Here is a 26,722-nt window from a genome sequence, read left to right on the forward strand (position 1 = left end):
TTCCTGTGAGATGTGCCGTCCATGCGAAATTGCCCCTCAGGCTTTGGCTATGCGACACATTAATCTAAAATATTGCTTATCCCAGCGACGCAAGCCCGCCAAAAATAGACGTAATAGCAGCAATATCCGCACAAAAAAAATAGTAATCTGGCTTTTATGCTTCTTAAAAAACAAAAATTTCCCTTTGGTGAAACGCGCCAGTTTGATAAAGTAATTTGCCGCCGATTGGGATCCTCCTTCCAGATGCACCACCTGCACCTCAGGAAGCAACATGGTTCTCCATCCAAGCCGCTGTGCCCGGAAGGCAAAATCTGTTTCTTCAAAATAAAGAAAATAATCTTCATCCAGTCCATTTAGCTGACGATATATCTCCGCCCGGACAAACATGGAAGCACCGGAAACAAAGTCGACCGCTTGCGATATATTGAAACGGCATACAACCCCCTGCGACAGGTGTGTAGCATAATATCCCCTAAATACACGACCCATTCCAAACTGAAAAAGCAACTCAGAAACAGAGGGAAAGTTTCCATACGACGCCTGTTTATTGCCATCCGCGTCGAGTAAATCCGTACCGCAGATCGCAACGTCTGCATGCTTTTCATCCTCCATGTAATCAACAAGCACTGAGGCCGCATCATCTAATAGGTAGGTATCCGAATTCAATAGGTAAAAATATTTACCTATTGCCACGGCTGCACCTCGGTTATTTGCTCCGGCAAAACCAATATTGGCATCATTTTGCAACAATTGGATACCCGTGCATGACGATAGTGCCGCAATAGAATGATCCTGTGAATGATTATCAACAACGATTATTTCATGCGGTAGTGTATGGCAATATTGTCGGATAGATTGGATACACTGGAGTACCAATTCGGGTGTCCGATAGTTAACGATAATAAAAGAAACCGTTAAATCTTCAGAAAATCGCTTATTTTCGTCCATATTGCAGCACATTTCTCCAGCCTTTTTTCAAGTATGCCAGTTCTTCCGCACGGAAAATTAACATGAGGAGCAAAAAAACCAGCCCGATAACGGCTAAGTGACAAATGATCGCAAAAATAGGATGTTGCGACTGCATTCCCAATTGGGTTATTGCCAATTTAGACAATAACACCAATAAAACGAGTATTCCCATGTATCGGATAGCAGGCATAATCAACCTACGATTGTCACCCGGAAACTTCAGGAACATAATAACGGCCGACAGAATATGGCTCAGCAGTAAAGAAATAGGAAATACGTACACGCCCCACTCCCGATAAAAAAGGAAATTCAGCGCAATCATCAGAAGCTGTGGAATCACGCCCAGTACCGCATATATCCAGCCCTGGTTAGCGGATAGCAGTGCCAATCCAAAAATAAGGTACGTAAAAATCACGAGCGAAGACCATGCATAATATACGGACAGTTCGCTGATCAGGGTTACCGCATCCGGCGTGATCAGGTCCCCGTGATATAAGATCAGCGTAATCAGTTCACGTGCCGACGTAGAAAAAAAAGCAATAATAAATGCTACAACCAATAATCCGAGCTGGAATACCTGTCTAAACTCCTGCAAAAAACCTGTCCGGTCCTTCTTTGCAAACCGGGAAGACAGAATGGGAACCAACAATGTCAGCATGACGCTCGACATTACCTGCATGGGGATATCGATAAATTTGCGCGAATAATCCATTACTGACACCGTACCTTCCCCCAGTAAATTACCTAGCGATTTTTCAATCACCAGGTTCAGCTGAACAAAAAAGTAAGGCACGAAAAAGGGTAGGGCATATAAAAAAAAGGGCATAAAGTCGCTCATCCGGGTCTGGTTGAATCCACTGAAAATCGCGATCTTTTTTCGTCTCAACTGGCGGATAACCAGGATAAGCATCAGGATAAGCCCGAAATAATATGCAACCAGCAACGAAAAAACACCTATATAGGGCGCCAAAAACAGCAGGGACGCGATATTGACGAGTGCGGCGACCGAACTCGTAATTTCCGGCAGGAAATAAGACTCATAGGCATTAAGTACACTAATCCCAATATGACTGAATTGGTTGAACAGTAATGACGGTGTAAGCACCAGCAGCATGAGCGAAAGAAATTGGAGTTGTTCTCCCTCAAATCCGGGAGCCAGCAACTTCGCGATTGGAACGCGTAGCAGCATCACCATACCAACCAACACCGCCGATAACATGGCGGTCAGTAGCAGCAGCGATTTCGTTTTGTTAAGCACTGCCTGTTCACCAAGTTCCTCCTTAAGTATTACAAACTTGGCGCGGAAAGTTTCATTGACGGGGCCCCACACCATGGCTTCAGCCACCACAATAAAATTTAACGCCAGCAGCCAAACATCCCGTTCCAGTGAAATCCCAAAATAGCGGGCTGCCAGCGAAAGGCCAAACACCGACAACCCCATCCGGACAAACCGCAACAAGAATAATATCGTTGTATTTCTGATCAACTTTCCTAAATTTATGGAATGAAAAGCACCAATATAGCCGGCATTAATCTGCTACGCATCAAAAATAGTAAAATAAACGAGCTGTGGATAGCCCCCCTGGAAATGACCGCCACAGGCAAAACAAAACCGTTGGGTATATCAGTTGTTTGTGTATTATCAACAGACATTATATTTTTTTAACATGCAAAACCAGCTCATTACCGACAAAGCCTATATTAACGGAAAATTCCTCCGCGGTAAAAAACAGTTTGACGTCATTAATCCGGCCGACGGGTCGACCATCGGGTCGGTACCTGACCTGGATGCCACTGCCTGTAAAAAGGCCATCGATCAGGCATACGACGCCTGGCCGGCATGGCGTGATACTCCCGTTGCCGCACGCAGTGCGGTTGTATATCAGTGGTATGTTTTAATTACCCAGCATAAAGAGGCACTCGCCCGGATTATGACCCTGGAAAGTGGGAAACCCCTTGCTGAAAGCCTTACTGAGGTGGACTATGGTGCCTCCTTTGTAGAATGGTTTGCTGAAGAGGCCAAGCGGGCATATGGCGAAACCATCCCCGCGCCCAAAGCCGGCCAGCGACTCGTCACGATCCGCCAGCCCGTGGGTGTAGTTTCCGCCATTACACCCTGGAACTTCCCGCTGGCCATGATTACCCGGAAAGTTGCACCTGCATTGGCCAGCGGCTGTACCGCCGTGTTGCGGCCGGCATCTGAAACACCGCTGACCGCACTGGCGCTGGCGGTACTTGCCGACAAAGCCGGTTTCCCCCCCGGAGTATTCAATGTGATCACCGGCAAAGACAGCAATGGCATGGGAAAGGAATTAACCACTAACGAAAAAGTCCGGAAAATCTCATTCACCGGCTCTACAGCCGTAGGCCGCCAGTTGATGGAGCAGGCCGCCGGCACCATCAAAAAAGTATCGCTGGAACTCGGCGGCAACGCACCATTTCTCGTATTTGATGATGCCGATATCGACGCCGCGATCAACGGTGCCATTGCCGGTAAATTCCGCAATTCCGGCCAGACCTGCGTATCCGTAAATCGATTTCTGGTACAAGACGGTATATTTGATGCCTTCGCCAAAAAATTGACCGCGGCAGTTAAAAAGCTCCGGGTGGGGAACGGCTTGGAAGAAGGCGTTCAGGTAGGTCCGCTTATCAATCAAAAGGGCCTGGAAAAGGTAAAGGCACATGTAGCGGATGCGCTCACAAAGGGTGCCATGCTGCTGACGGGTGGAAAAGCGAAAAAGGACCTCTTTTTCCAACCGACGGTGCTTGCCGATGTGCCAAAGGATGCATACATCGCCCGTGAAGAGACATTTGGACCCGTATGTGCATTATTCCGATTTAAAACGGAAGAACAGGGGATTGCATTGGCCAATAACACCGAATTTGGATTAGCAGCTTATTTTTACAGTCGCGATGTAAACCGTTGCTGGCGGGTATCCGAGGCGCTGGAAGCAGGCATGGTGGGTGTGAATACCGGGTTACTTTCCAATGCAGTAGCTCCCTTTGGCGGCATTAAACAATCCGGAATCGGCCGCGAAGGATCCAAACATGGACTCGACGAGTATACGGAATTGAAGTATCTTTGTTTCGGATAACAGAGAGCTGACCACCCTTTACCACCTTTGGCAGAAACCAAATGGATTCGTATTTTTACGGCAGATCGGCTGAAGCCACCAACACGTTTTGGCCTATTTATTTAGAAGGTAACATTGCTTTTATTGCGGAGATTTCATGAGCGACGAAACGAATTCCATACCCGAAGAAAACCAACATCCCGAAGACACACAACTGGGCAGTAGCCAAACCGTCCCGCTGTCGGGTCTATACGAAAACTGGTTTCTGGACTATGCCTCCTACGTGATTCTTGACCGTGCTGTGCCGCATATCAATGACGGATTTAAGCCCGTGCAGCGCCGCATTATGCATTCCTTAAAAGAAATGGATGACGGGCGGTATAACAAGGCCGCCAACGTCATCGGCAATACCATGAAATACCATCCGCATGGCGATGCGTCCATCGGCGACGCCATGGTACAGATTGGTCAGAAAAACCTGCTGATAGATTGTCAGGGTAACTGGGGTGATCCGGTGACCGGCGATTCGGCTGCGGCATCGCGGTACATCGAGGGGCGTCTGTCCAAATTTGCCAATGACGTGGTTTTCAATCCGGATACTACCGATTGGCAGCTCAGTTATGATGGACGCAACAAGGAACCGGTAACGCTTCCGGTCAAATTCCCGCTGCTGCTCGCGCAGGGCGCCGAAGGTATCGCCGTAGGCCTGGCCACCAAGATCATGCCGCACAATTTCATTGAGCTGATCAACGCTTCCATTGAGGTATTGCAGGGCGGAAGACCCAACTTATTACCCGATTTTCCGACCGGCGGTATGGCCGATTGCTCAACATATAACGAAGGGCAGCGCGGCGGGAAAATACGGATCCGCGCAAAAATAGAAGAGCGTGACAAAAAGATACTGGCCATTACCGAAATCCCGTTTGGGACTACCACTGGCGGACTGATCGACAGCATTGTAACGGCCAACGAAAAGGGCAAGATCAAAATCAAAAAGATTGAGGATAATACGGCCAAAGACGTGGAAATCATTATCCACCTTGCCCCAGGCATCTCTCCCGACGTAACCATTGACGCGCTGTACGCATTTACTTCCTGCGAGGTTTCCATTTCACCGAATACCTGCGTAATCCGCAAGGAGAAGCCGCAGTTCATGAGCGTAAACGATATACTGATTGAGAACACCAAGCAAACCAAGAGCCTGTTAAAACAGGAACTGGAAATCCGGCTCAATGAATTGCAGGAAAGGATCTTTTTCAGCAGCCTCCTCAAATTATTTATCCAGGAAGGAATGTACAAGCATCCGGACTATGAAAATTCCGGCGATTTTGAAACAGTAGTGCAGGTACTCACCCGCTTATTTACGCCCTTCTTTCCTCAGTTCTACCGCGAAATTCTACCCGAAGATTATAAGAAGCTGATCGAAAAGCCAATGAGCAGTATTACGCGTTTCGATGTGAAGAAAGCCGATGAGCAAATGGCCGCACTGGAAGAGGAAATCAAAAAGGTACGCCATCATTTACGGCACCTGACAGAATACGCTATTGCCTGGTTCGAAAAGCTCCGCGAAAAATACGGTAAGGGCCGGGAGCGGAAAACTGAACTGCGGGCTTTTGACCGCGTGGAAGCTGCACAGGTGGCCCTCGCCAATGTCAAGCTTTATGTTAACCGGGAAGATGGATTCATCGGCACCGGTATGCGCAAAGATGAGTATGTTGGCGATTGCTCCGATCTGGATGACATCATCGTGTTCCGGGGCGACGGTCAGTGCCTGGTAACTAAAATACAGGATAAGGTTTTCGTGGGCAAAGACATCATCCACGTAGCGGTATTCAAAAAAGGAGATGACCGGACCGTCTATAATTTGATCTATCGCGACGCCAAATCGGGCGTATCCTATATCAAGCGTTTTTCTATTATGGGGGTTACGCGCGACAAGGAATACGATCTTACCAAAGGAAATAAAGGTTCCCGAGTGCTGTATTTTACCGCCAACCCGAATGGGGAAGCCGAAGTGGTAAACATACAGTTAAAGCCGCACTCAAAGCTCCGCAAGCTACAATTCGACGTTGATTTTTCGGAAATCGCCATTAAAGGGCGGAGTTCCCAGGGAAATATCATTACGAAGTATCCGGTAAAAAAGGTGATTTTGAAAAGCAGGGGTATTTCTACGCTGTCTGGACGGAAAATATGGTTCGATGACGTACTAAAACGACTCAACGTCGATGGCCGCGGCCAATACCTTGGTGAATTCGACGGCGAAGATAAACTGCTGACCGTCATGGCCGACGGCACCTATGCATTGAGCAGCTTCGATCTGAGTAATCACTTTGATGACCATATGATCCGCATTGAGCAATATAACGGACAACAGGTTTACAGTGCCGTTCACCGCGATGGAAAGTCAGGTCTATACTATGTAAAACGGTTCGTGTTTGACGAAGCACCCATCGGGAAACGGATATCCATTATCAACGAAGAGCCCGGATCGCGACTTGTCCTCATTACTGCTGCCGCAATGCCGCTGGTACGCGTAGACATCCTGAAAGGAAAATCACAGACACCGGAGACCATCGAACAGAACCTGGCAGAGATTGTGGATGTAAAAGGAATGCGGGCCCAGGGCAACCGACTGACTCCCCATGAAGTGAAGCAGGTTTCGTTACGGAGTGCGGAAGAAAAAGTGACGTCCCCCGAAAATCAGGGAACGAATGCGACGGATGGAACGACCGAAACAGCAGCTGATGCTGCTGAAGCCGAAAACAAAGACAATAGTGTACCCGCCATACGTAATGGAAGTTCCGCAACAGAAACTCCTTCCGATCCAGCGGAACCCTCCACCGGACAAAAAGCAGTAGCGGTACCTGAAACCGGAGCTATCGAAACCAAAACGGGAGAAATCGAAGCCTCCGCAAAAATTGAGGCACCGGATGCCGGGCCAGCTGCAGATGAAAAGTCGTCAGAAACCGAAAACAAGACCGCGAAAGACAAAAAGCCTTCCGATATCGATTTTGAAATTACCAACCCGGACGACATCCAAATCGACGGTAATGGTCAGATCGGATTGTTTTAGCGTGTTAGGCCGGTGTGCCAATACACAGTGCGGCCACCCCTGCCCTCCGCATCAAATATCCGGAAGGCCACTGTTTCGGATGCCGTAACCGGTTGCTCATATACAGGGCTTTGTGCGTTAGGCTCGCTGCCATCAGTGGTATACCGGATGGTAAATCCGGGAAACTGCACGTTGGCATGAAGTTTCCCGTCGCGTTCCACAACACCTGCTGTCGGAACCCGGTACTGGAACCCCCCTGCATAATTCGCAATCCTTGGCAACTCGCGCTTTCCCAGTGTATTCAGGAATACCGACCAAGCATGTTGGTAGGTCGCATCAGTCTTCGACCCATCGCCCGTATTGGCCCACTGCGGATCCGCCGCCCAGGCCCGTTCGGCTAGTCCGAAAAACTTCGGCAGTAGCAGGTATTCCATCCGCTCGACCGTCGTGATCTTCTCACTCCAGAGAGGCGCCTGAATACCGACAATATTGGCTCTGCCTGCCGGTGTCAGCCGTTCCATGCTTGTGAAACGCGACGGGTCAACCAATTCTCCCGTGCTGTCATCAAACTGACTGCGGTAATAGTTGAAAGGAATGAAACGGAAAGGTTTTTCCAGATTAACATAACCACCCCAGTATTGTCCCGGTTCATAGAAACTGGTGTTATAAGCCAAGTCAAAATAAAAATTGGTTACGTTAGTGAGCACAACCTTGTAGCCTGTATTCGCCAGCCGATAAGCCAGGTCCATATTACCGCCTAGGTTATTCCAGACGTCTACATGAAAATGCTCACCGGCAAACCTCGGTTCCACGACCATTCGCGACCGGCCGTTGACCATCGCCTTTTTCATGCCGATTTCCTCCCAGCCGGATAGATAAAGGCCACGCGACTTAAGCATGCGATTGATATGTCCGAAATAGTAATGCCAAAGTTCGTCTATGTTTTTTACGTCCGACCCCGCAATCAGCTGGCGGGCAGCCGGTGATTTTTCCCATACGCCTGCCGGCACCTCATCTCCGCCGAAATGTATGGTCTGAAGCGGCGCACCTGCTTCGGTGTACATGGCCATCAGTTCGTCGGTTACCTTTTCCAGGAAGGCGTACGTAGATGGCAATGCCACATTAATGACGTTATCGTTCCAGTGCTGCACCGACCGGTATTCGGAGCGGTCATCCAAGTCGCGCAGCAGGTATTGTTTTGCCGCAGCAGTATCACCTTTTGCCATGTACCGGGCGTACCGGGCATCCATAGACTTGATTGCCGCACGGGCATGGCCCGGCGTTTCGATTTCCGGGATGACGCGAATATGCCGTGCTGTGGCGTAGCGCAAAATATCAATAAATTCCGATCGGCTATAAAAACCGCTTCCTGCAGCATTGGTGGTGCCCGGACCAGACCCATAAGATGGCATCAGGTGCTGTGCGTCATCCAGTGTATGCCCGCGTTGGCTGCCTACTTCTGTCAGTTCGGGCAACCCTGGAATTTCCAGCCGCCACGCTTCATCTTCATTGAGGTGGAAGTGCATCACATTTACCTTATAAGCCGACAGTAGGTCCAGTATTTTCAATACTTGCTCTTTCGACTGAAAGTTACGCGCCACATCGAGCATTACAGCACGGTGTCCAAAACGCGGAGCGTCAGTAATACGTACTCCAGGGAGTGATATGGCAGATTGCTTTGCTTTCCATAATTGTGGCGGAATCAGCTGTTTTAATGACTGGATGCCATAAAATGCTCCCACAGGCGTTGCTGCCTCGATCCGGACCCCGGAAGCATCAATGGTTAATTCATATCCCTCCTCTTCGGGCATCTCTTTTTGGCGAATATGTATAGCGCCCCCTCCCCCGGCCTTCTCACCCAGGCCAGGGGCGGTAGTCAGTACCTTGGCCAATTCCGCCTGCAGGTATCCCGCTTCCTGCCCGAAACCTGCGTCCGGAATGATGATCGCGGAGGCATTCAGTTTAAACGTGTCCGAAGTGAGCGTATAATCCAGCGGCGTAGGGAGTACAGGCGGCAGCTCTTCCTGCGGTAAATCAATGATACGTTCGTTCTGTATAAATGTCCGTTTCGCCAGTTCCATTTCCAGGCTGTCCGCCTGTGGATATGGCTTCACTGAAAAAGGCAAATCAATTCCTTCGGGATGACGTTCCGAAACCAGATAAAAACCGGTCGGAACATCGGTCATATTCCGCAATATACGGGTCAGGATATGGAGCTGTATCGCAGAGTCGGGTGGCAAAGACCGCCAGCCGGCCAGCGGCTGCAACGTAAAGAAATCACCGTTAACCCGCTCAATTTTAGCAACCGCACTATCCGCACCGGAAACCTGTCCACCAAAGCCATTGAAGTAAATCGCCCAACCGGCACCATGCAGCGTATCGGCTGAGGTATTCTTAATTGTCAGCAGCGATAGTGTTTCATTACCGCCCGCATGGCGGACCTCAGCAACTTCCCATTCAATTGCCAGGATATTACGGTTTTCTGTCTCGCTTTGGGAAGCGCAGCTGCTTAATAAAAGTACAGTACTTAATAGGCTAAAGAACAAACGGTGTACCATCATTTTGATTCAGTTAGGTACACAAAGTTAATCGAATATCCGAGATTACCTTTATTTGCGGGCAATTTCTTTTTCCTTTCTGTATGCCCAGTAAAACAGTTGGGGAAGCACAGTGAACGAAAGTACCATGCATACCTGAAGTCCGCCTACGATCATGATGGCCAATGGTTTCTGGATTTCCGACCCCATTCCCGTCGACATCGCCGCAGGCAGTAAACCCATGGATCCCATCAGGGCAATCATGACAATAGGCCGTATACGGCTGTTTACCCCCTTACTGATTGCCTGGGCTAAAGGCATCTTCTTTCTAAGATTTTCCTTCATTACAGCAATGAGGATAATGGCATTAATGGTATTGACACCAAAAAGAATGATAAACCCGATGCCGGCAGAAATGCCGAACGCCGTACCCGTAGCCCAAAGCGAAATAAATCCGCCTATGAAGGCAAAGGGAATTGTACAGACAGCCACTAAAGTATCACGGTAGTTGCCAAAATTAAAATACAACAGGAAGAGAATAAGGACCAGCACTACGGGCACGACGAATGCCAGCTGCCGCGTCGCGCGTTCCTTACTTTCAAATTCGCCGGACCATTCCATCCGATTTGCCTTCGGTAGGTTTATCGCCTGGCTCACTTTAGCCTGTGCTTCCGCGATGGTACTGCCCATGTCCCGTCCGGCAATGCTGAATCCTACCCCGATGTAGCGGCTGTTTCCTTCACGGTAAATAAACGCTGGACCTGTGTGGAATCCGATAGTAGCTATTTCACGCAGTGGCACGTTCTTGCCTTCCATAGTGGGTATCAAGATGTTCCCAATCTTCTCTTCATCGTTACGATAGGCCTGCTGAAAGCGTAGCCGAACGTCGAATATACGTTCATCTTCATAAAACTGCGTGGCAGACTGACCACCGATCGCCATTGCCACTACTGCCTGTACATCTGCAGTATTTACGGCATATCGCGCCATTTTATGGTCATGCAATTGGATACGCAGTTCGGGCAGACCAATGTTCTTATACACATTAAGGTCCTCGATGCCGTTAACCCCCTCCAAAACATTCCTGACCTGTCCTGCGTAGTTTTCCAGCTCATAAAGATCGTCCCCGAAAATCTTGACTACCAATGAACTCTTCACCCCGGCCACGTATTCCTCCACATTATCCTGGATCGGCTGGCTGAACCCAAAGTTAATGCCGGGATAAGTCTCCAGTGCGGCCCGCATCCGGCTCAGCAGCTCGGCTTTACTGATGTTTTCCGGCCATTCGGATTCCGGGTATAGCTGGATATGAAATTCAATATTAAAGAAGCCTGTGGGATCGGTACCATCGTTCGGCCTTCCTGCCTGACTCATCACAAACTTAACTTCTTTAAAATCGCGCAGTTGCTGACGCATTTCCTGTGCCAGACGAACCGATTCCTCCAGGTGCACGCTATTCGGCAGGGTTGCACGCACGTAAATTGCACCTTCATTGAGGCTGGGGATAAATTCCGAACCATAAAACAGGAATCGGGCAATGCAAAGCACAAACAGGGCGCAAAATCCATAGCTTACTGTGCGCTTATGCCGGTGTCCCCAATTGAACAGGCCCGTTGCCATCCGGATAAACAGTCCGGCTACCCAGTTCTCCTTTTCCCGGATATTGCGCCGCAACAAGACCTTACACATAGCCGGCACATAGGTCAGACTCAGGATAAGTGACCCCAGCAGTGCATATCCCAGGGTAAAAGCAAGCGGGGCAAACATTTTACCTTCTACCTTCTGGAAAGAAAAAATGGGCAGTAGGGCAACGATCAGGATTAATTGGGCGAAAAACACATAGGTCGCTACACTGGTTACGCTTTGCTTAATAACCCCCAGTTTCAATGATTGATTAAAACGTTCCATTCCCATCCATGCTGCACGTTTTCGCATGCCCACAAACACTGCTTCCACAATCACAAGCGTGCCTTCCAGCAACAGCCCGAAATCCAGCGCACCCATCGAAATCAGATTCGCCGGAAGCCCCTGGATACGCAGCATAGTTACGGCAAAGAGAAATGACAATGGGATCACCGAAGCCACAATTACCGTCGTGCGCCAGTTAAAAAGAAAGACAAACACGATTGCCGAAACAAGCACAATACCTTCCACGAGGTTTCGGCTTACGGTACTCACCGTGGCATTTACCAGCTCCGTACGGTCGATAAAAGGCTCGATCCGAACATTTACCGGTAGCACGCGTTCATTCAGCTCGGTAATTTTTTCTTTCAGTCTGGTAATAACTTCTCCCGGGTTTTCGCCACGCAGCATAATTACGACACCTTCTACCAGATCATTATCCTCCTGTAACCCTACCTGCCCCAGCCGGGGTTTAGCACCAATCACCACCTCAGCTACGTGCTTCACCAAAATCGGTGTGCTGCCCTTCACTGTAATCAGGATATTCTGGATGTCTTCTACCTTATCAAGCAGGCCAATACCACGAACGACATACGCCTGATCTCCGCGTTGGATGACGTCTCCACCTACATTGATATTACTCCGGCTTACCGCTTCGTATACATCCAACGGCGACAGGTCATAATTGACCAGCTCCGTCGGATTAATTTTAATTTCATAAATCTTCTCCTCACCTCCAAAACTCACCACATCTGCAACGCCCGGGACAGACAGTAGTTCACGCTCGATCACCCAATCCTGTATTGCGGTTATTTCCCGAATGGGCAGCTCACCCTTTACTACATACCGGAAAATTTCACCTGTAGCACCCGATGGAGGTTCAATGGAAGCGGCGGCGCCTTCGGGAAGGTCAATGCCCTGCAGCCGGTTAGCCGTGTATTGCTGTGCAAAAAAATCATCCACGCCATCTTCAAAAATCACCGTAACTACGGAAAGGCCAAATAGCGAGATGGAACGTACCTCGGCCTTGCGCGGTATCGTGTTTACTTCTTTGGAGATAGGCAGCGTGATGAATTTCTCCACCTCCTCAGCACTCCGACCCGGCCATTGTGTAATAATCCGCGCACGCGTATTGGTAACGTCAGGAAAAGCCTCTATAGGCGTGCGTATTAGCGAATAAATACCCACACCTAATAAAAGCGCGGTAAAGAAAAATACAATAAATGTATTTTGCAGCGAAAAGGAAACCAGCTGCTGAACAAGTTTTTTCATCGTTATGGCAATGCTTTAATTTTCTCGTATACAAGCAGGTGATTCTGGGTCACCACCTGGTCTCCCGCGTTAATTCCCCCGTCAACAAAATACATGTTCCCGTCTTTGGCCAGAATGGAAATAAGTTTGGCCTGCAGTTTACAATCGCCCGCATAGACAACCGCGAAATACTGATTATCATCGAAAACAACCGCCCCTACGGGGATGGCCACCGCCTGCTGTCCGGTGCGGCGTTCAACCGCAATATCGGCGGACATCCCGGGTTTAAGGCGCAATCCGGGATTCTCCAGCACCACCCGGGCTTTTAGTACCCGTTCATCGCTGTCAAAAACCGGCGATAAAGTCGAGATCCGACCGTGAAAGGTTTCCCCGGGATATGCCAATGTTTGGATGCCAACTTCCATTCCCGGCTTTACAAACTGCATATCTGTTGCATACACGTTTACCATTACCCAGATTTCGTTCAGGTCAGATAGGGTAAATAGGTTATCGCCGCTATTAAACGGCGCCCCTGAATTCAACTGTTTATCAACAATATAACCGCTTTTAGGCGCTAAAATTTCAAAGGTTCCTTTCGCTTCATTGGGATGGAATAATGCCAGGGTTGACTCGATATTAGCTAGTTGGATGGTTAAACGCTCCTTTTCCGACCGGGCTTCCAGCAAGTCGCGTGCAGCAACGAGTTTATCCTCATACATACGTGCGGCAGCCAGCAATTCATGGTCCACCAGCTGGGCGCGGGCCCTGAGGCCCTGCCGCTCCGCCAGCAACGCACTTAATTCCGGACTTTTTATGGCAGCCAGCACCGCTCCTTTCTTCACGAAATCACCAAGTGAAAAATGTGCTTCCGCAGTGACCCCTTCCACCAGTGAAACAAACCGGACCACCCCATCAGGGCTATAGGTAATTTCTCCGGTCAGGTTAACGTGCTGGGTAACCGGCTGCTCGTATACCGAGTCTACCCGGATACGTTCCCGCAATTCATCGTTAAGGCAAAAATCTCTTAACGATTCCTGGATCATCACCTCCCGCGGACTGCAGGAAGCGGCTATTATTCCGACACAGCCGAAATAAAGTATGATGTGATGCTTCATATCGCTTAATTGTTGGTAATACGAAAGATATAGGCTATTTCGCCGGTATAGCGGCTACCTGACGGCCGATCGCATAGTTCAATGCTTCATACCGCTGTTGCACCTGCTTTCTGGTTTCCATTGTGGCTGTTTTATTGGAAAGGTATGTTTCCAGAAAGTCCAGGTATTCAAGCAGGCTAATATCGTCATTTGCGAAACTGCGGTGGTACGCCGCCAGCATCGCGTCAATCCGTTCCTCAAATCCACTAGCTAGTTTTTCATAGTAGTCCAGTGTAATCAGTAGCTCTTGCCATGCCTGTACAATGCTGTTGGTCGTTTCATTTCGTTTCTGTTGCAGGTTTATCTCGCCCTGCTCCTGTGCTATCCGGGCGACTTTAATATGCCCTTGGTTTCGATTAAACAACGGAAGTTCCATGGATACATTCAATCCCACAAAATCACGCATAATGTTTCCCCCGCGGTCGTAATTTATTGCTACGGCCACATCCGGCACACGCTGAGCCCGTTCAGCAGCCAGCCACTTATCGGCGTAAACCATTTCCAATTCAGCTGCCTTCAATTCCGGATGACTCTCCTGGGCCAAGCTGATAAGTGTACCTATGTCAAGGTTCCGCAACGAATCTACCGGAAACGGAAGCGGCGACGGCTCGTCAATAAGCTTCACCTCGTAGGGTGCCGCGATACCCATGAGCGCTTTCACCGCGCGCTGAGCATGCAGGTTCTCTTCCTTAACCGCGTTGATGGATTGCAACAGCGCGATTTCAAAAGCCTGCAATCGTAGATAGGAACCCGGGCTTGCGTGCCCCGCTTCTACTCCGCGCCCATAGGCATGCAGCAGTTGCTGGAAATGATGGAGCTCGCGTTGGTAAACCTGTGATTGTTGCTGGGTGAATTCAAGCTCACTGAGCCGGTTCCGGAATTCCAGCTTTAAATTCCGCAATACATTTTCAAAATTTGTTTGGGCCTGCGCCACACCTACCTGCTCCTTCTCCAGCTCTTTACGGCGTTTGGCTGCCGTGCGAATCAGCTGCTCCACTTCCACAGCCACCTGGGCAGTGTTACCCCAATGCCCGGTAAGCGACCCCAGCTCTTCGGCGCCCGCGTTCGTCCAAAGATTAATTTCACCGACTGATAATGTAGGGTTAGGCCATAGCCTGGCCTGGATAACCTGTGCTTCTGCGCGGCCTATATCCAGCCTCGCAGCAAGTAACTGCAGGTTCTGCTGCAAAAACAGGGTCTCCGCATGTTGCCTTGAAAAGTGTAAGGTATCCAGGGCCGGCTGGCCTCGCAAACCAACAGTCGACAGACTGCATAACAGTAAAAAAAGTCCCTTGCGTATGTGCATTACTTATTCGCTGCATCCTTCTCCTGGGGAACTTCTTCTTGCTGCGGTGTATTTTCCCGCTGGGGCTCCTCTTGCTGACCGCGCTTAAATTCCCGTATCCCGTTGCCCAGTCCACGCATCATTTCCGGAATTTTCTTTCCGCCAAACAACAATAATGCAGCAAATACAATAAGGATTAACTCTTGACTGCCTATACCCATAATACCTAATGTCATAGTGGTTTACCTAATCTGTTTTCAGTTGGCAAAGTTATCCGCCCAAGATTAGAAAGGGATTAAAAACCGATTAGAGTTCACTAATGGGCCCAGGTTAGGGTAACACAGGTTCCACGACCTTCGTCTGAATGAATGGAAAAAGCGATCGCCAGCTGCTTACAAATAAGGATCGCCAATGACAGTCCGATTCCGCTCCCTGCCGTGTTTCCTACATTACGACCGCGATAAAATGGCTGGTGGATTAATGGGACTTCTTCAGCCGGGATTCCTTTCCCCCTATCCTGTATCGTCAAACGAACACGGCCATCCGGCAGCTCCGCCAGCAAGACAGTTATGGGATTCCCGTCTGAATACTTAACCGCATTATCGATTAAATTAAACAGGGCAATTTCCAATTGTCCGCTATTGCCATGCGCCAGCAGCTTGTCAGCGGCTTGTACATCCAGGGTGGTATAAATGAGCGACTTTTCCATTGGCCAGCGCAGGTAAATGCGATCCAGAACCGACCAAAGTATTTCATCGATACGGTAGGCCGTCTGCTGGGGTGGTGTGGGGTGCAGTCCGGCAAGCAGCCTCAGGTTATCCATGAGCTGTTCAATATAGGCCACATGGCCAAGTAACGTTCCGGCCAAATCACGGTATTCTGCCGGGGTGCGGTTTTTCTGTACAAAAACCTCTAAGTTCCCTGTAATAGCCGCAAGTGGCGTATTAAATTCATGCGAAACGTAATTGATAAAATTTTTCTGGATGACAAACGTTTCCGACAACCGATGCAGCAGTCCATTAAATGTATGCAGCAATTCATATAGTTCATCCTTCGTATCCGGAAGCGGTAATGGTTGATGCAAGGTATCCGCATTCAGCAAATTGACACTTTTAATAATACGGGCAATGGGTTTATAGGCCCGTCTGGACAACCAGAAGCTCATTAAAAAAATAATTAATAAGCCTGCCACCAACGCGACGGCCATCACGAGCAGCAATTGGTTGCTTTGTGATATAAAAAATACGTTATTGGTAGCCACGACCACAACAAACTTCCCCTGATTATCAGCGTAGAGGATCCCGTAGTAATAATAACCCGCCGCCTTAAAGTGCAATTGTTCCAATCTACGGATCTGATCCAGCACTTCCGGTGTTACCTGCGCATCCAGCTGCCCATTACCATATGTAAGCTGGTTATCCGCATCATACACTTTAACATCCGTGTTTGAGATGCTTTCCACAAACTGACGGCGTATCCGTGCGTGATCGCCCGCCGGAAGCTCATCCTCCTCCAGATAAAACATGGCGGAAAGCGCACTGGTCTTTTGCAGTTCACTAAAAATGATGCGTTCGGACATGCGGTAAAACACCACGTACACCAAAATAGCAGCCAGGATAAAAATCACACCAAACGTGAGCGACAACACCAAAGTAAGTCGATTCCGGATGGTCATGTTTATTTATTGGGGTTGTTTTAGCATGTATCCTATCCCTTTTATGGTATGGATAAATTTCTGACCCGTATGCTCAATTTTCGCGCGGAGGTAGGAAATATACACATCTACAATATTTGTATTATGGTCATAGTCGATGCCCCAGACCGCATTGACAAGCTGCACACGCGAGCGTACTTTATTCTGATGTTCAAGCAGGTATACCAATAGTTTATATTCCTTGGGAGAGAGCTCCAGTCGTTTTTCCTCAAGCTGAACCGTGTGTTCCTCCACATGGACAACAAGTGCCCCGCACTGGTAGACCTGCGTTGGGCTGAGATGGCCAAATTTCGTGCGGCGGACCAGCGCATTCATCCGGGAAAGCAATTCCTTGAAATGAAACGGTTTCACAAGATAGTCATCGGCCCCGGCATCAAGTGCCAGCACTTTATCGTCCGTCTCCCCCAATGCGCTCAGCATCAAAATCGGTGTCGTATTATGCTTATATCGAACCAGTTTGGTTAATTGAACACCGTCTATCCCGGGCAACATGATATCCATTAGGATAATATCCCATTCAGCAGCCATAATCAGTTCCCTGGCAATTTCGCCTGAACACGCCAGCGTCACGGTATGGCCCTGCTCTTCCAATCCCTTGATCACGAATTCGCTGATCCGGCTATCGTCTTCAACAACTAAGATGTTCATTACTGCCAATAAACATACTATTTTTTCCCCAAGTTCCTGATAAGATTCGACTTATTACCTTCCTGAGCCCGGGGGGAATCATGAATTTAGCTGAGCAGGCCCGGCATTTATTGTCTATTGGCCGCATCCAAGAAATTCCGCACAATCAACTGTTCAGTTGAAAATGACGAAAGTTGTATGGGTATATATACGCCGGTTTTCTCGACTTTTGCATTCATGAACAGACCACTAACCTTGGCATATGCAGCGCTTGCCACTGTGTGTATTGTATGGGGAACGACTTATTTTGCGATGCGTGTTGGGGTAACTACTTTCCCTGCATTTTTATTTTCGGGTGTTCGGCAAACGATTGCCGGCGGGTTACTATTGCTCATCCTGCGGCTCGTGCGCAAAAACAGGGCTTTCCCCATGCGGGAGATGCTTCGCCAGGCCGTTCCGGGTTTCCTGATGATCACCCTGGGGAATGGGGTAGTCGGGTGGAGTGAAAAATACATTCCAAGCGGACTGGCAGCACTGATTGTCTCCATCATGCCGGTATATGTAGTGATCGTGACGTTTATCAGCGGGGCCGACCGCAACGTACTAAATATCAAAGTAGCTGTCGGATTGCTGCTGGGATGCCTGGGTATTTTATTAATGTTCAGTGATAACATCGGTGATTTGGCCAATCCCGATTATTTTGCGGGGATGGTAGTCGCATTCCTCGCCGCCCTGGCTTTTGCTGCGGGCAGCGTGTACACCAAATACCGGCCGTCGAAGACAGATGCCCTTACCAATGCCGCCCTGCAAATGTTTTTCGGCGGTGTCGTACTTTTGATATTTTCAGTCTTTCTGGATGATTTCAGCACCATACAGGCCATCTCGGCAAACAGCCTCTGGGCATTGCTTTACCTGATCATCATCGGGTCGCTGCTATCCTACCCTTGTTTTGTATACGCATTGGAGAAATTACCAATTGGCCTGGCGTCCATATATGCTTATATTAACCCGTTTATTGCACTTTTTCTTGGCTATTTCTTTCTTGATGAAAAACTTACCTGGATTACAGGATTGGCATTACTGGCGGCTATGGGAGGTATTTATTTTATCAAAAAAGGACAACGGGTAATGGTAAAAACTTGATTATGATTAATTTGATTTTTAATTTCATAGCATGAACATGGATATCACCATAGACTGGCAACATGTGGCACTGCTGATTATCGACATGCAGCATGATTTTGCGGCACCGGATGGAAATGCCTACATTGATGGAACTGCTGACATTGTCCCCGCGGTATCCCGTATTGCCCATGCATTCCGAAACGCTCAGCGTCCCGTTATCCACATCGTCCGGCTATATCTTCCCGATGGCACAAATGCCGATATCTGCCGCCGTGAATATATTGCTTCCGGTGCATCTGTGGTTGCACCTTATACATCCGGAGCAGCCATTTTACCTGCACTGTTGCCCGATGTTACAAAGCAACCCAACCACAGGAACCTACTTGCCGGACAAGTGGAACAGCTTGGCGAGCTGGACTATGCCATTTACAAACCCCGGTGGGGAGCCTTTTATCGGACGCCGCTTATGGATTTTTTGACGGAACAGGGCATTCGTTCTCTCGTGGTCGCTGGCTGTAATTTTCCAAACTGTCCCCGCACCACGGTTTACGAAGCAAGCGAGCGCGACTTCAGTCTGGGTATCGTGCCGGAGGCACTTTCGGGGATTTATCCTAAGGGACTGGAGGAATTAGCCAATATTGGCGTTAACGTAATTGCCGGGGACACTTTATTTGCTGTTTGACGCTCATGCGCGGGTAGCTCAGCCGTCAGTCCTTCCCGCTAAAAATTTACGCAGCTTGGGCGCGATCACCACCGAACAATAGGGGTTTTCCGGATGGTGGTTAAAATAGTTATGATGGTAAAGTTCCGCGGCATAAAACGGCATTGCTGGTGAAATTTCCGTTACGATGGGGTCATCATATACCTCATTTTCCTCCAGTTGCCGTACAAAAGCCGTTGCCGCTGCGCGCTGCACATCGTCGTGATAAAAAATAACCGATCGGTATTGGGTCCCGATATCATGACCCTGCTGGTTAAGCGTTGTGGGGTCGTGGGTTTTAAAAAATACCGCCAGCAATTCTTCATAAGGCAGCACCTCTTCATCATATTCCAGTTGAATTACTTCGGCGTGTCCGGTTGCCCCTGAACATACCTGTTCGTAAGTTGGATTCTCCCGTTGGCCGCCCATATAACCGGGTACTACCTCCCTGACGCCATCCAGTTGCTGGAATATGGCTTCCGTGCACCAAAAACATCCTCCACCAAAAGTTGCTGTCATTTTTTTATTTTTTATTACAATTCGGTATGCCCACAGTGATCATACGGGTACATGCGTTGTCTGCGCCTCCCCGCCTGAACCTGCCCTTTACCGGCACCTAAAATACGCTCTTCCCTCTTACTAACAAATCTTGCCGGTTTTGGTTGCAGACCGCGTAAGAAAAACCGGACTGCAGGGCATAGGCACCGTATTCGCCCCGTTTATTCAGGGCCAGAAAACCAACCTGTATGGCCTTTGCTGTTTCCGGCTTTTTACGGATAATCCGGTTTACGGCTTCGCGGCATGCATCTTCCGGCGAATAGCCCTGCCGCATGAGTTCCACTACCAGAAAGCTGCCCACAGTACGGATAACCTCTTCCCCCACACCGGTGGCTGTAGCCGCGCCGATTTCATCATCCACATATAACCCGGCGCCGATAATCGGGCTGTCGCCCACCCGGCCGTGCATTTTAAAGGCCAGACCGCTGGTCGTACAGGCACCCGAAAGCCGGCCAGCTGCATCGCGCGCCAGCATCCCGATTGTATCGTGATTATACTGGTTTCCCGGTAATTTCTCTGTAGTAAACGACCGGTTCTCGATGTTGATAACGGGTTGATATTTTTTTTGCTGTAGCCATTTCTTCCACGCCGCCGCTGCTTCCGGCGTCAGCAGGTCTTCTTTTTCAAATCCGCGTTCCAGCGCAAATTGCAACGCACCCCCGCCCACGAGCATCACATGCGGGGTTTCCTCCATCACCTTGCGGGCTACCGAAACCGGATGCGCAATATGTTCCAGGGCCGCCACAGCACCACAATTACCGCGATCATCCATGATACATGCATCCAGGGTGACATGTCCATCCCGGTCGGGGTACCCTCCTTTGCCCACGGTATGATTGTTCAGGTCGCTTTCGGCAATTCGCACCCCTGCCTCCACGGCATCCAGTGCATGTCCTCCCTTTTCAAGTACCGCCCAAGCCGCCCGGTTGGCCGCTACGCCAAAATCCCATGTGGAGATGACGATGGGCCCGTCAACTGAATTGCGCCTGCCGCCACTTCCTAACAGCTCGTTAACAGACAGCATGGCGCTAGCCGCCGTGCCGGCTTTAATAAATGTCCTGCGATCAATCATGGTAGGATTGAATTAAGTAAACTTATAAGTACGTTTTGTTGCCGGATGTTTACGGTTCTAATAAGGTTAATTGTAAAAAATTAGCTAAAAATACAATTATTTCATAACTTAGTGGAAACTATCCCAATATGAAAATTCGGCTAAGCATCTTCCTTTTCGTGTTTTCTGCGTTTTTACCTTGCACAGGCTATAGCCAGGCAAACCTGCATGATTCTGCACAATATAAAAAAATCATGCAAATTGCGGAACAGGTCCGGAAGCAATACACACCCGATCAGCGTACTGCATTATTCGAAATCCAACTGGATACCACCCTGCGCATCCCACAGTACCACGTAACCACCACGGATGAAAATGCGAAAGCCACTTTTACGGACTTATTGAAAAAAAGCGACATTCCTGCAACAGGTGCGGTCACGCTTCTCCCCGACAGCTCAGTTGCGGGAACCACCAGGGGCGTTATCAACCTTTCCGTTGCCAATCTTCGTACCGCTCCGCGCAACCAGGCCGAGCTGGCCACACAGGCACTATTGGGAACCGTGGTAGATCTGCTTCAGGAAAGGGATGGTTATTTCCGCGTACGGACCCCCGATGGTTATATCGCCTGGACCAGTACCTCATCGGTTGCGCCGAAAACGGACGCAGCGCTTGCTTCATGGAATATACACGAAAAAGTCATCTTCATATCGGACTTTGGGCACTCCTACGAAGCAACGGATGAGTCGTCGATGCGGGTTTCCGATCTGGTAATGGGTGATCTGCTGCAGACCACAGGTACCTCCGGCGATTACGTACAGGTGATTTATCCCGATGGACGTAACGCCTTTGTAAAAAGCAGCCAGGTACAGGCATTCAGCAGCTGGCAGCAGGCGCTGAACCCTACAGCACAACATATATTGGATATTGCCAAAACCATGATGGGCGTACCCTATCTCTGGGGGGGTACTTCGGTAAAAGGCGTGGATTGCAGCGGCTTTACCAAGACAGCCTATTACATGAACGGCCTGGTTGTTCCGCGCGACGCTTCACAGCAGGTGCTGGCAGGGCTCGCATTGGACGTACTTACGAATGATGACCTGGACACAGCAAAGCTGCTGCGCAACCTGCAGCCCGCCGATTTACTGTTTTTTGCCGCAGCAAAAGGGAAAACACCCCATCCGCGCGTTACCCATGTGGCGTTGTACATGGGCAATGGCCTATTCATCCACGCGTCGGGGACGGTCCGCATTAACAGCTTGCTGAGCAGCGCGCCGAATTACGATGCCGACCGGGCGAATACCCTCGTTGCCGCCCGCCGCTACCTTGGCCAGCAGGACCCTGCGCTGCAGTTCCTTACGGCACATCCGGCATATAATACCCAAGCAGCCAACCTGCCAAAAACCAACTAATCAATGAATACCACCAGCCATACAGCCACTCCCTTATTTACAACTCCCGACACGGTAACCCGTAAGATGGGCAAATTCACCCTTCGATACCGCCCTTACACACTTACACTTAAGCATGTATTTACCATTGCAGCCGGATCGCGCAGCACAACGCCCGTTGTACTCGTGGAATTGGAATATGATGGGGTTGCGGGATATGGTGAAGCATCCATGCCTCCTTACCTCGGGGAAAGCCATGAATCGGTGCTTGCCTTTTTGAACCGGGTAGACCTCACCGCTTTTTCCGACCCATTTCTTACGGAAGACATCCTAACGTATATCGACAGCCTCGCAATGAAGAATACGGCAGCGAAGGCATCGATTGACATTGCATTGCATGACTTGCTCGGAAAATTAATGGGGCAGTCCCTGCACCGGATATGGGGGTATAACCCGAAAACCACACCAGACACCACCCTTACCATCGGCATTGATACACCTGAAATCGTACGGCAAAAGGTCCGGGAAGCCGACTCTTTTAAGATCCTGAAGGTAAAACTAGGCCTGGACACGGACAAACTGATGATTGAAACAATCCGCGAAGTAACGGATAAGCCGCTCTGTGTAGATGCGAACCAAGGCTGGAAAAAAAGAGAGGAAGCGCTGGAAATGGCACATTGGCTGGCTGAGCGGGGCGTTATTTTCCTGGAACAGCCGATGCCTAAGGAACAGGTGGATGATAACGCATGGCTTACGGCACACAGCCCAATCCCAACCGTAGGCGATGAAGCTGTCCAGCGGTTAAGCGATATCCGCAGCGCCCATGGCGTATATAGCGGCATCAACATCAAACTAATGAAATGCACGGGGTTACGGGAAGCACATAAGATGGCCGAACTGGCCCGGGCGCTGGACATGAAAGTGATGCTGGGCTGCATGACGGAAACATCATGTGCGATATCCGCCGCAGCGCAATTGTCCCCTGTGGTCGACTGGGCTGACCTGGACGGCGCATTGCTGATCAGCAACGACGTGTATCAGGGCATGACAGTTGAACGGGGGAAAGTGGTTTTACCCGACAGGCCGGGCATCGGTATAGCATTTTGCTAACGACGAGATATAACTAACCAAAATTAAAACCATTATGAACAAGCGATTATTTTTCTTCGCTTGGGCGCTGCTGTGTACATGGGTGTATGTGGCGGAAGCCCGGCAAATGGCTGTAACCGGAAGGGTTACAGACGCGATGGACGGATCGCCGTTATCGGGGGTTACGGTTGTGATCAAAGGCTCCACCGTGGCTACGGCCACAGGCAACGACGGCCGTTACCGCATCGATATTCCGGATGGCAATGCCGTATTATCCTTTTCGGCAGTTGGCTACGCACCACAAGAAATACGCGTAGGCAATAATACGGTAGTGGACGCGCAGCTTACGGTTTCGAACCGTGCGCTTGACGAGGTCATGGTCGTCGCCTACGGGACAGCAACAAGGGATACTTATACCGGTTCCGCCGCAGTAATCCGGCAGGAAGACATCCAGGACGTCCCCACCGTTTCTTTTGAAGGTGCGCTCTCGGGCCGGGTACCGGGAATACAGGTCACCGCTTCTTCAGGGCAGGCCGGATCGGCTCCCAGTATACGGATCCGCGGGATCGGCTCCATGAATGCCTCCAACGAGCCGTTATACGTCATTGATGGCGTTCCCGTGGTATCGGGCAGTGGCGGACAATTCGGCGATTACCTTTATACGTCCAACAACATCCTGAATTCCCTGAACCCGTCCGACATCGAGTCGATTACCGTACTGAAAGATGCAGCCGCATCTTCCCTGTACGGTTCACGGGCAGCAAATGGGGTGGTCGTGATTACAACCAAAAAGGGCCAGCTTGGAAAGCCGGTCATCAACATCCGTTCCTCCGTAGGCTTTACGCCAAGCTGGGCTACAGATAACTATGAGCCGGCAGGTGTACAGCAACAGGTAAATATGCTATACCAGGTTTTCCACGACCTCGGCACGTCCAATGGTTCTACGGAGGCTGAAGCCAGCGAAACAGCACTCGATATGCTGAACAGCCGGTTTAACCGGCATGGCTATTATTTTGAAACGGCCGGCCCCGGTGTACTGGAAAATGTAGCCATCAGGGGACTTGCCGATGGCCTCATAAACCGCGAGGGCACCTACTTTGACTGGGAAGATCGCCTGTTCCGGACCGGGATATACCAAACCAACGACCTATCGGTCAGCGGAGGTACAGAAAGCACCCGGTATTATTCTTCCCTTTCCTATACGAAAGACCAGAACCGGATTGTAATTAATGATTATGACCGGATAGCAGGTCGGGTCAACCTATCACAGAAAATCGGCAAACACGTCGAGTTTATATCAAACATCAGCATTTCAAACAATAAACAGCAGGGATTTAATGACACCCGTAACCTGGGAGGAAATTATTATTTGCAGACGCGTAACCTGTTATGGCCGCTATACTGGCCAACCGATTACAAAACCGGCGAGCCCTGGGTAAACCGGTACGGCAGCTATGCCTATAACGCGGAGTATTATGAAAACGAGTGGGAAAATAGCGCGAACACATTGCGGATTGCCGCTAACGAAACACTGAACATCCAGCTGCTTCCCGAACTGAACGTAAAGTCGGTATTCTCTTATGAAAATAACGCCGTAAAGGAGCACCTTTACTACAGTGCAAACCATTACGACGGCGCAACTTCAAACGGCGAGGTAAATGAGATTAGCACAGCTTATATGAAGTTGGTATCCTCCACTACGGCCAATTACAATAAGCAGTTCGGCATGCATGGATTGGACCTGCTCGCAGGTTTTGAAGCAGAGAAGAACAATACGGATTTTCAGCGCGCCACCGGAACGGATCTCCCCTCCAGTGCATTGCATTCCGTGGCCACCGCAGGGGAGCTGGACGCCAGTGCTTACTCCTGGGGCTATAACATGCTTTCGGTATTGTCCCGCGTGGCGTACAACTACGGCAGTAAATACAACCTGTCAGCATCGTATCGCCGCGACGGTTCGTCCCGGCTGAGTCCGGAAAACCGCTGGGGTAATTTCTGGTCGGTCGGCGGCGCATGGACGATCAGTGAAGAATCCTTTATGGATCGTGCAACCTTTTTCAGTAACCTGCGCTTACGCGCTTCTTATGGAACAAACGGCACGCAGCCCACGGATAATTTCGGCTGGCGGACGTTGACAGGCTATACCAGCCGCTACATGGGAAATGCCGGCGGGGCGATCAATACAATCGGCAACGAAGCGCTGACCTGGGAAACCAGTTATTCCACAAACGTAGCGCTGGAAATCGGCCTGTTTGAAGACCGGCTTTACGGCGTAGTGGAATACTTCAACCGTGATTCCAGGAACCTACTACAGGATGTGCCCATTTCAACGGTAACGGGATTCGGCTCCATTCTCCGGAATATCGGCGAGGTGAATAACCGTGGCCTGGAAATCGAATTGGGGTACGACATCCTCCGGGAGGGTGATTGGAAATGGAGCGCAAACGTCAATGGATCCTTTATCGATTCCAAGGTAACCAAACTATATAAAAATGAAGGCGACCTTAAAGGGCAGGATATCATTTGGGACGACCCGACGGGTGGCGATGACAGGGCCGAGTTTATTTATCGTGAAGGGGAATCCATGTTGAGTTTCTATGGATTTGAATGGGCTGGCGTGGACCCGGAAAATGGCCGGAACATGTGGTATGTCAATCATCCTGATGGCAGCGATGTCGGTGATTTTGTGCACAACGGCAGGGGAGCTACCTACAATTGGTCGGACGCGAATCGCGTGATTCTCGGGTCGGCAATCCCCACAGTTTACGGTGGCCTGAACACCAACGTAAGTTACAAGGGATTTAGTCTTGGCCTTAACTTCAGTTACAAAATAGGCGGTTATCTTTATGACGGGGCCTTCAAGGATGTGGCAGACGACGGGTATTACTGGGAACGGATCCGTGCGCAGTATTACGATGAGCACAGGTGGACGGTGGAACGTCCAGGCGGTTCGCTGCCCAAACTCGACGGCAATGACCTGACCGATGCCATGCAATACAGCAGCCGCCAGATGCACAACGCCAGTTTCCTCCGCCTGAAGAACATTAACCTGACGTATACGATACCTACACAGGTGGTTAGCAAGATCGGCGTTTCCAGCGCCCGGGTATATTTCAATGGAACGAACCTGTTAACCTTCTCCCGGTATAAAATCGCCGATCCGGAGGTTAACCAGTATGGCACGCGCGGCTGGGAAACCCCTTATGGCAAAACCTATACATTCGGTGTTGAATTCAGTTTTTAACG

General features: G+C 49.8%; 18 protein-coding genes. 7 read left to right on the forward strand and 11 right to left on the reverse strand.

What is annotated here, in order from left to right; all coding sequences use genetic code 11:
• Positions 1–36 precede the first annotated feature (36 nt).
• Entirely contained in the window at positions 37–948 is a 912-nt protein-coding gene (locus NEV57_RS10620) for a glycosyltransferase family 2 protein (RefSeq protein WP_257658300.1), read from the reverse strand.
• The gene (locus NEV57_RS10625) at positions 935–2,455 is read right to left on the reverse strand and encodes a lipid II flippase MurJ (RefSeq protein WP_257658301.1); all 1,521 of its coding nucleotides are present in this window, start codon (positions 2,453–2,455) and stop codon (positions 935–937) included. The genes NEV57_RS10620 and NEV57_RS10625 overlap by 14 nt, the downstream gene beginning before the upstream one ends.
• A 181-nt stretch (positions 2,456–2,636) precedes the next feature.
• On the opposite strand from NEV57_RS10625, the gene NEV57_RS10630 reads away from it, so the two are divergent.
• Both NEV57_RS10630 and NEV57_RS10635 read left to right on the forward strand, forming a co-directional pair.
• On the forward strand, positions 2,637–4,064 hold the full coding sequence (locus NEV57_RS10630; RefSeq protein WP_257658302.1) for an NAD-dependent succinate-semialdehyde dehydrogenase: 1,428 nt from the start codon (positions 2,637–2,639) through the stop codon (positions 4,062–4,064).
• Positions 4,065–4,200: 136 nt separating this feature from the next.
• A complete protein-coding gene (locus tag NEV57_RS10635) occupies positions 4,201–7,116 on the forward strand; it encodes a DNA gyrase/topoisomerase IV subunit A (protein WP_257658303.1) in 2,916 nt (971 codons plus the stop codon).
• Here NEV57_RS10635 and NEV57_RS10640 read toward each other — a convergent pair.
• From NEV57_RS10640 to NEV57_RS10670, 7 genes are all read right to left on the reverse strand, one after another.
• Complete coding sequence (locus tag NEV57_RS10640; protein ID WP_257658304.1) at positions 7,113–9,656, reverse strand: family 20 glycosylhydrolase; 2,544 nt, start codon at positions 9,654–9,656, stop codon at positions 7,113–7,115. The two genes, NEV57_RS10635 and NEV57_RS10640, sit on opposite strands and share 4 nt — an antisense overlap.
• Positions 9,657–9,704: 48 nt before the next feature.
• Positions 9,705–12,806: an efflux RND transporter permease subunit gene (locus NEV57_RS10645; RefSeq protein WP_257658305.1), complete on the reverse strand. Its 3,102-nt coding sequence runs from the start codon at positions 12,804–12,806 to the stop codon at positions 9,705–9,707.
• Positions 12,807–12,808: 2 nt separating this feature from the next.
• Positions 12,809–13,900, reverse strand: coding sequence for an efflux RND transporter periplasmic adaptor subunit (locus tag NEV57_RS10650; protein ID WP_257658306.1), 1,092 nt, complete (start codon positions 13,898–13,900; stop codon positions 12,809–12,811).
• Positions 13,901–13,934: 34 nt separating this feature from the next.
• On the reverse strand, positions 13,935–15,245 hold the full coding sequence (locus NEV57_RS10655) for a TolC family protein (RefSeq protein ID WP_257658307.1): 1,311 nt from the start codon (positions 15,243–15,245) through the stop codon (positions 13,935–13,937).
• Positions 15,245–15,460, reverse strand: a complete 216-nt coding sequence (locus NEV57_RS10660; protein ID WP_257658308.1) for a Sec-independent protein translocase subunit TatA/TatB — start codon at positions 15,458–15,460, stop codon at positions 15,245–15,247. The genes NEV57_RS10655 and NEV57_RS10660 overlap by 1 nt, the downstream gene beginning before the upstream one ends.
• An 80-nt stretch (positions 15,461–15,540) precedes the next feature.
• The gene (locus tag NEV57_RS10665) at positions 15,541–16,899 is read right to left on the reverse strand and encodes a sensor histidine kinase (RefSeq protein ID WP_257658309.1); all 1,359 of its coding nucleotides are present in this window, start codon (positions 16,897–16,899) and stop codon (positions 15,541–15,543) included.
• Between the two features lie 6 nt (positions 16,900–16,905).
• Positions 16,906–17,586 carry a response regulator transcription factor gene (locus NEV57_RS10670; protein ID WP_257658310.1) on the reverse strand — a complete coding sequence of 227 codons (681 nt, stop codon included), beginning with the start codon at positions 17,584–17,586 and terminating at the stop codon, positions 16,906–16,908.
• Positions 17,587–17,802: 216 nt separating this feature from the next.
• On the opposite strand from NEV57_RS10670, the gene NEV57_RS10675 reads away from it, so the two are divergent.
• On the forward strand, positions 17,803–18,708 hold the full coding sequence (locus NEV57_RS10675) for an EamA family transporter (RefSeq protein WP_257658311.1): 906 nt from the start codon (positions 17,803–17,805) through the stop codon (positions 18,706–18,708).
• Positions 18,709–18,739: 31 nt separating this feature from the next.
• Positions 18,740–19,372 carry a cysteine hydrolase family protein gene (locus NEV57_RS10680; RefSeq protein WP_257658312.1) on the forward strand — a complete coding sequence of 211 codons (633 nt, stop codon included), beginning with the start codon at positions 18,740–18,742 and terminating at the stop codon, positions 19,370–19,372.
• Positions 19,373–19,390: 18 nt separating this feature from the next.
• Here NEV57_RS10680 and msrA read toward each other — a convergent pair whose 3' ends face one another.
• Together msrA and NEV57_RS10690 are read right to left on the reverse strand one after the other, a co-directional pair.
• Positions 19,391–19,909 carry a peptide-methionine (S)-S-oxide reductase MsrA gene (gene msrA, locus NEV57_RS10685; protein WP_257658313.1) on the reverse strand — a complete coding sequence of 173 codons (519 nt, stop codon included), beginning with the start codon at positions 19,907–19,909 and terminating at the stop codon, positions 19,391–19,393.
• Between the two features lie 97 nt (positions 19,910–20,006).
• On the reverse strand, positions 20,007–20,972 hold the full coding sequence (locus NEV57_RS10690) for a glycosylasparaginase (RefSeq protein ID WP_372340075.1): 966 nt from the start codon (positions 20,970–20,972) through the stop codon (positions 20,007–20,009).
• Positions 20,973–21,253: 281 nt separating this feature from the next.
• On the opposite strand from NEV57_RS10690, the gene NEV57_RS10695 reads away from it, so the two are divergent.
• Genes NEV57_RS10695 through NEV57_RS10705 form a run of 3 tightly spaced genes read left to right on the forward strand, consistent with a single transcriptional unit; the run spans position 21,254 to position 26,720 of the window.
• Entirely contained in the window at positions 21,254–22,408 is a 1,155-nt protein-coding gene (locus NEV57_RS10695) for a C40 family peptidase (RefSeq protein ID WP_257658315.1), read from the forward strand.
• A 3-nt stretch (positions 22,409–22,411) separates the two neighbouring features.
• Positions 22,412–23,497 (forward strand): dipeptide epimerase, encoded by a 1,086-nt coding sequence (locus tag NEV57_RS10700; RefSeq protein ID WP_307876424.1) that lies wholly within the window; start codon positions 22,412–22,414, stop codon positions 23,495–23,497.
• Positions 23,498–23,531: 34 nt separating this feature from the next.
• Positions 23,532–26,720, forward strand: coding sequence for a SusC/RagA family TonB-linked outer membrane protein (locus NEV57_RS10705; protein ID WP_257658316.1), 3,189 nt, complete (start codon positions 23,532–23,534; stop codon positions 26,718–26,720).
• Positions 26,721–26,722 lie beyond the last annotated feature (2 nt).

This window comes from Parapedobacter lycopersici (genome assembly GCF_024643285.1).
Taxonomy (GTDB): Bacteria; Bacteroidota; Bacteroidia; order Sphingobacteriales; family Sphingobacteriaceae; genus Parapedobacter; species Parapedobacter lycopersici.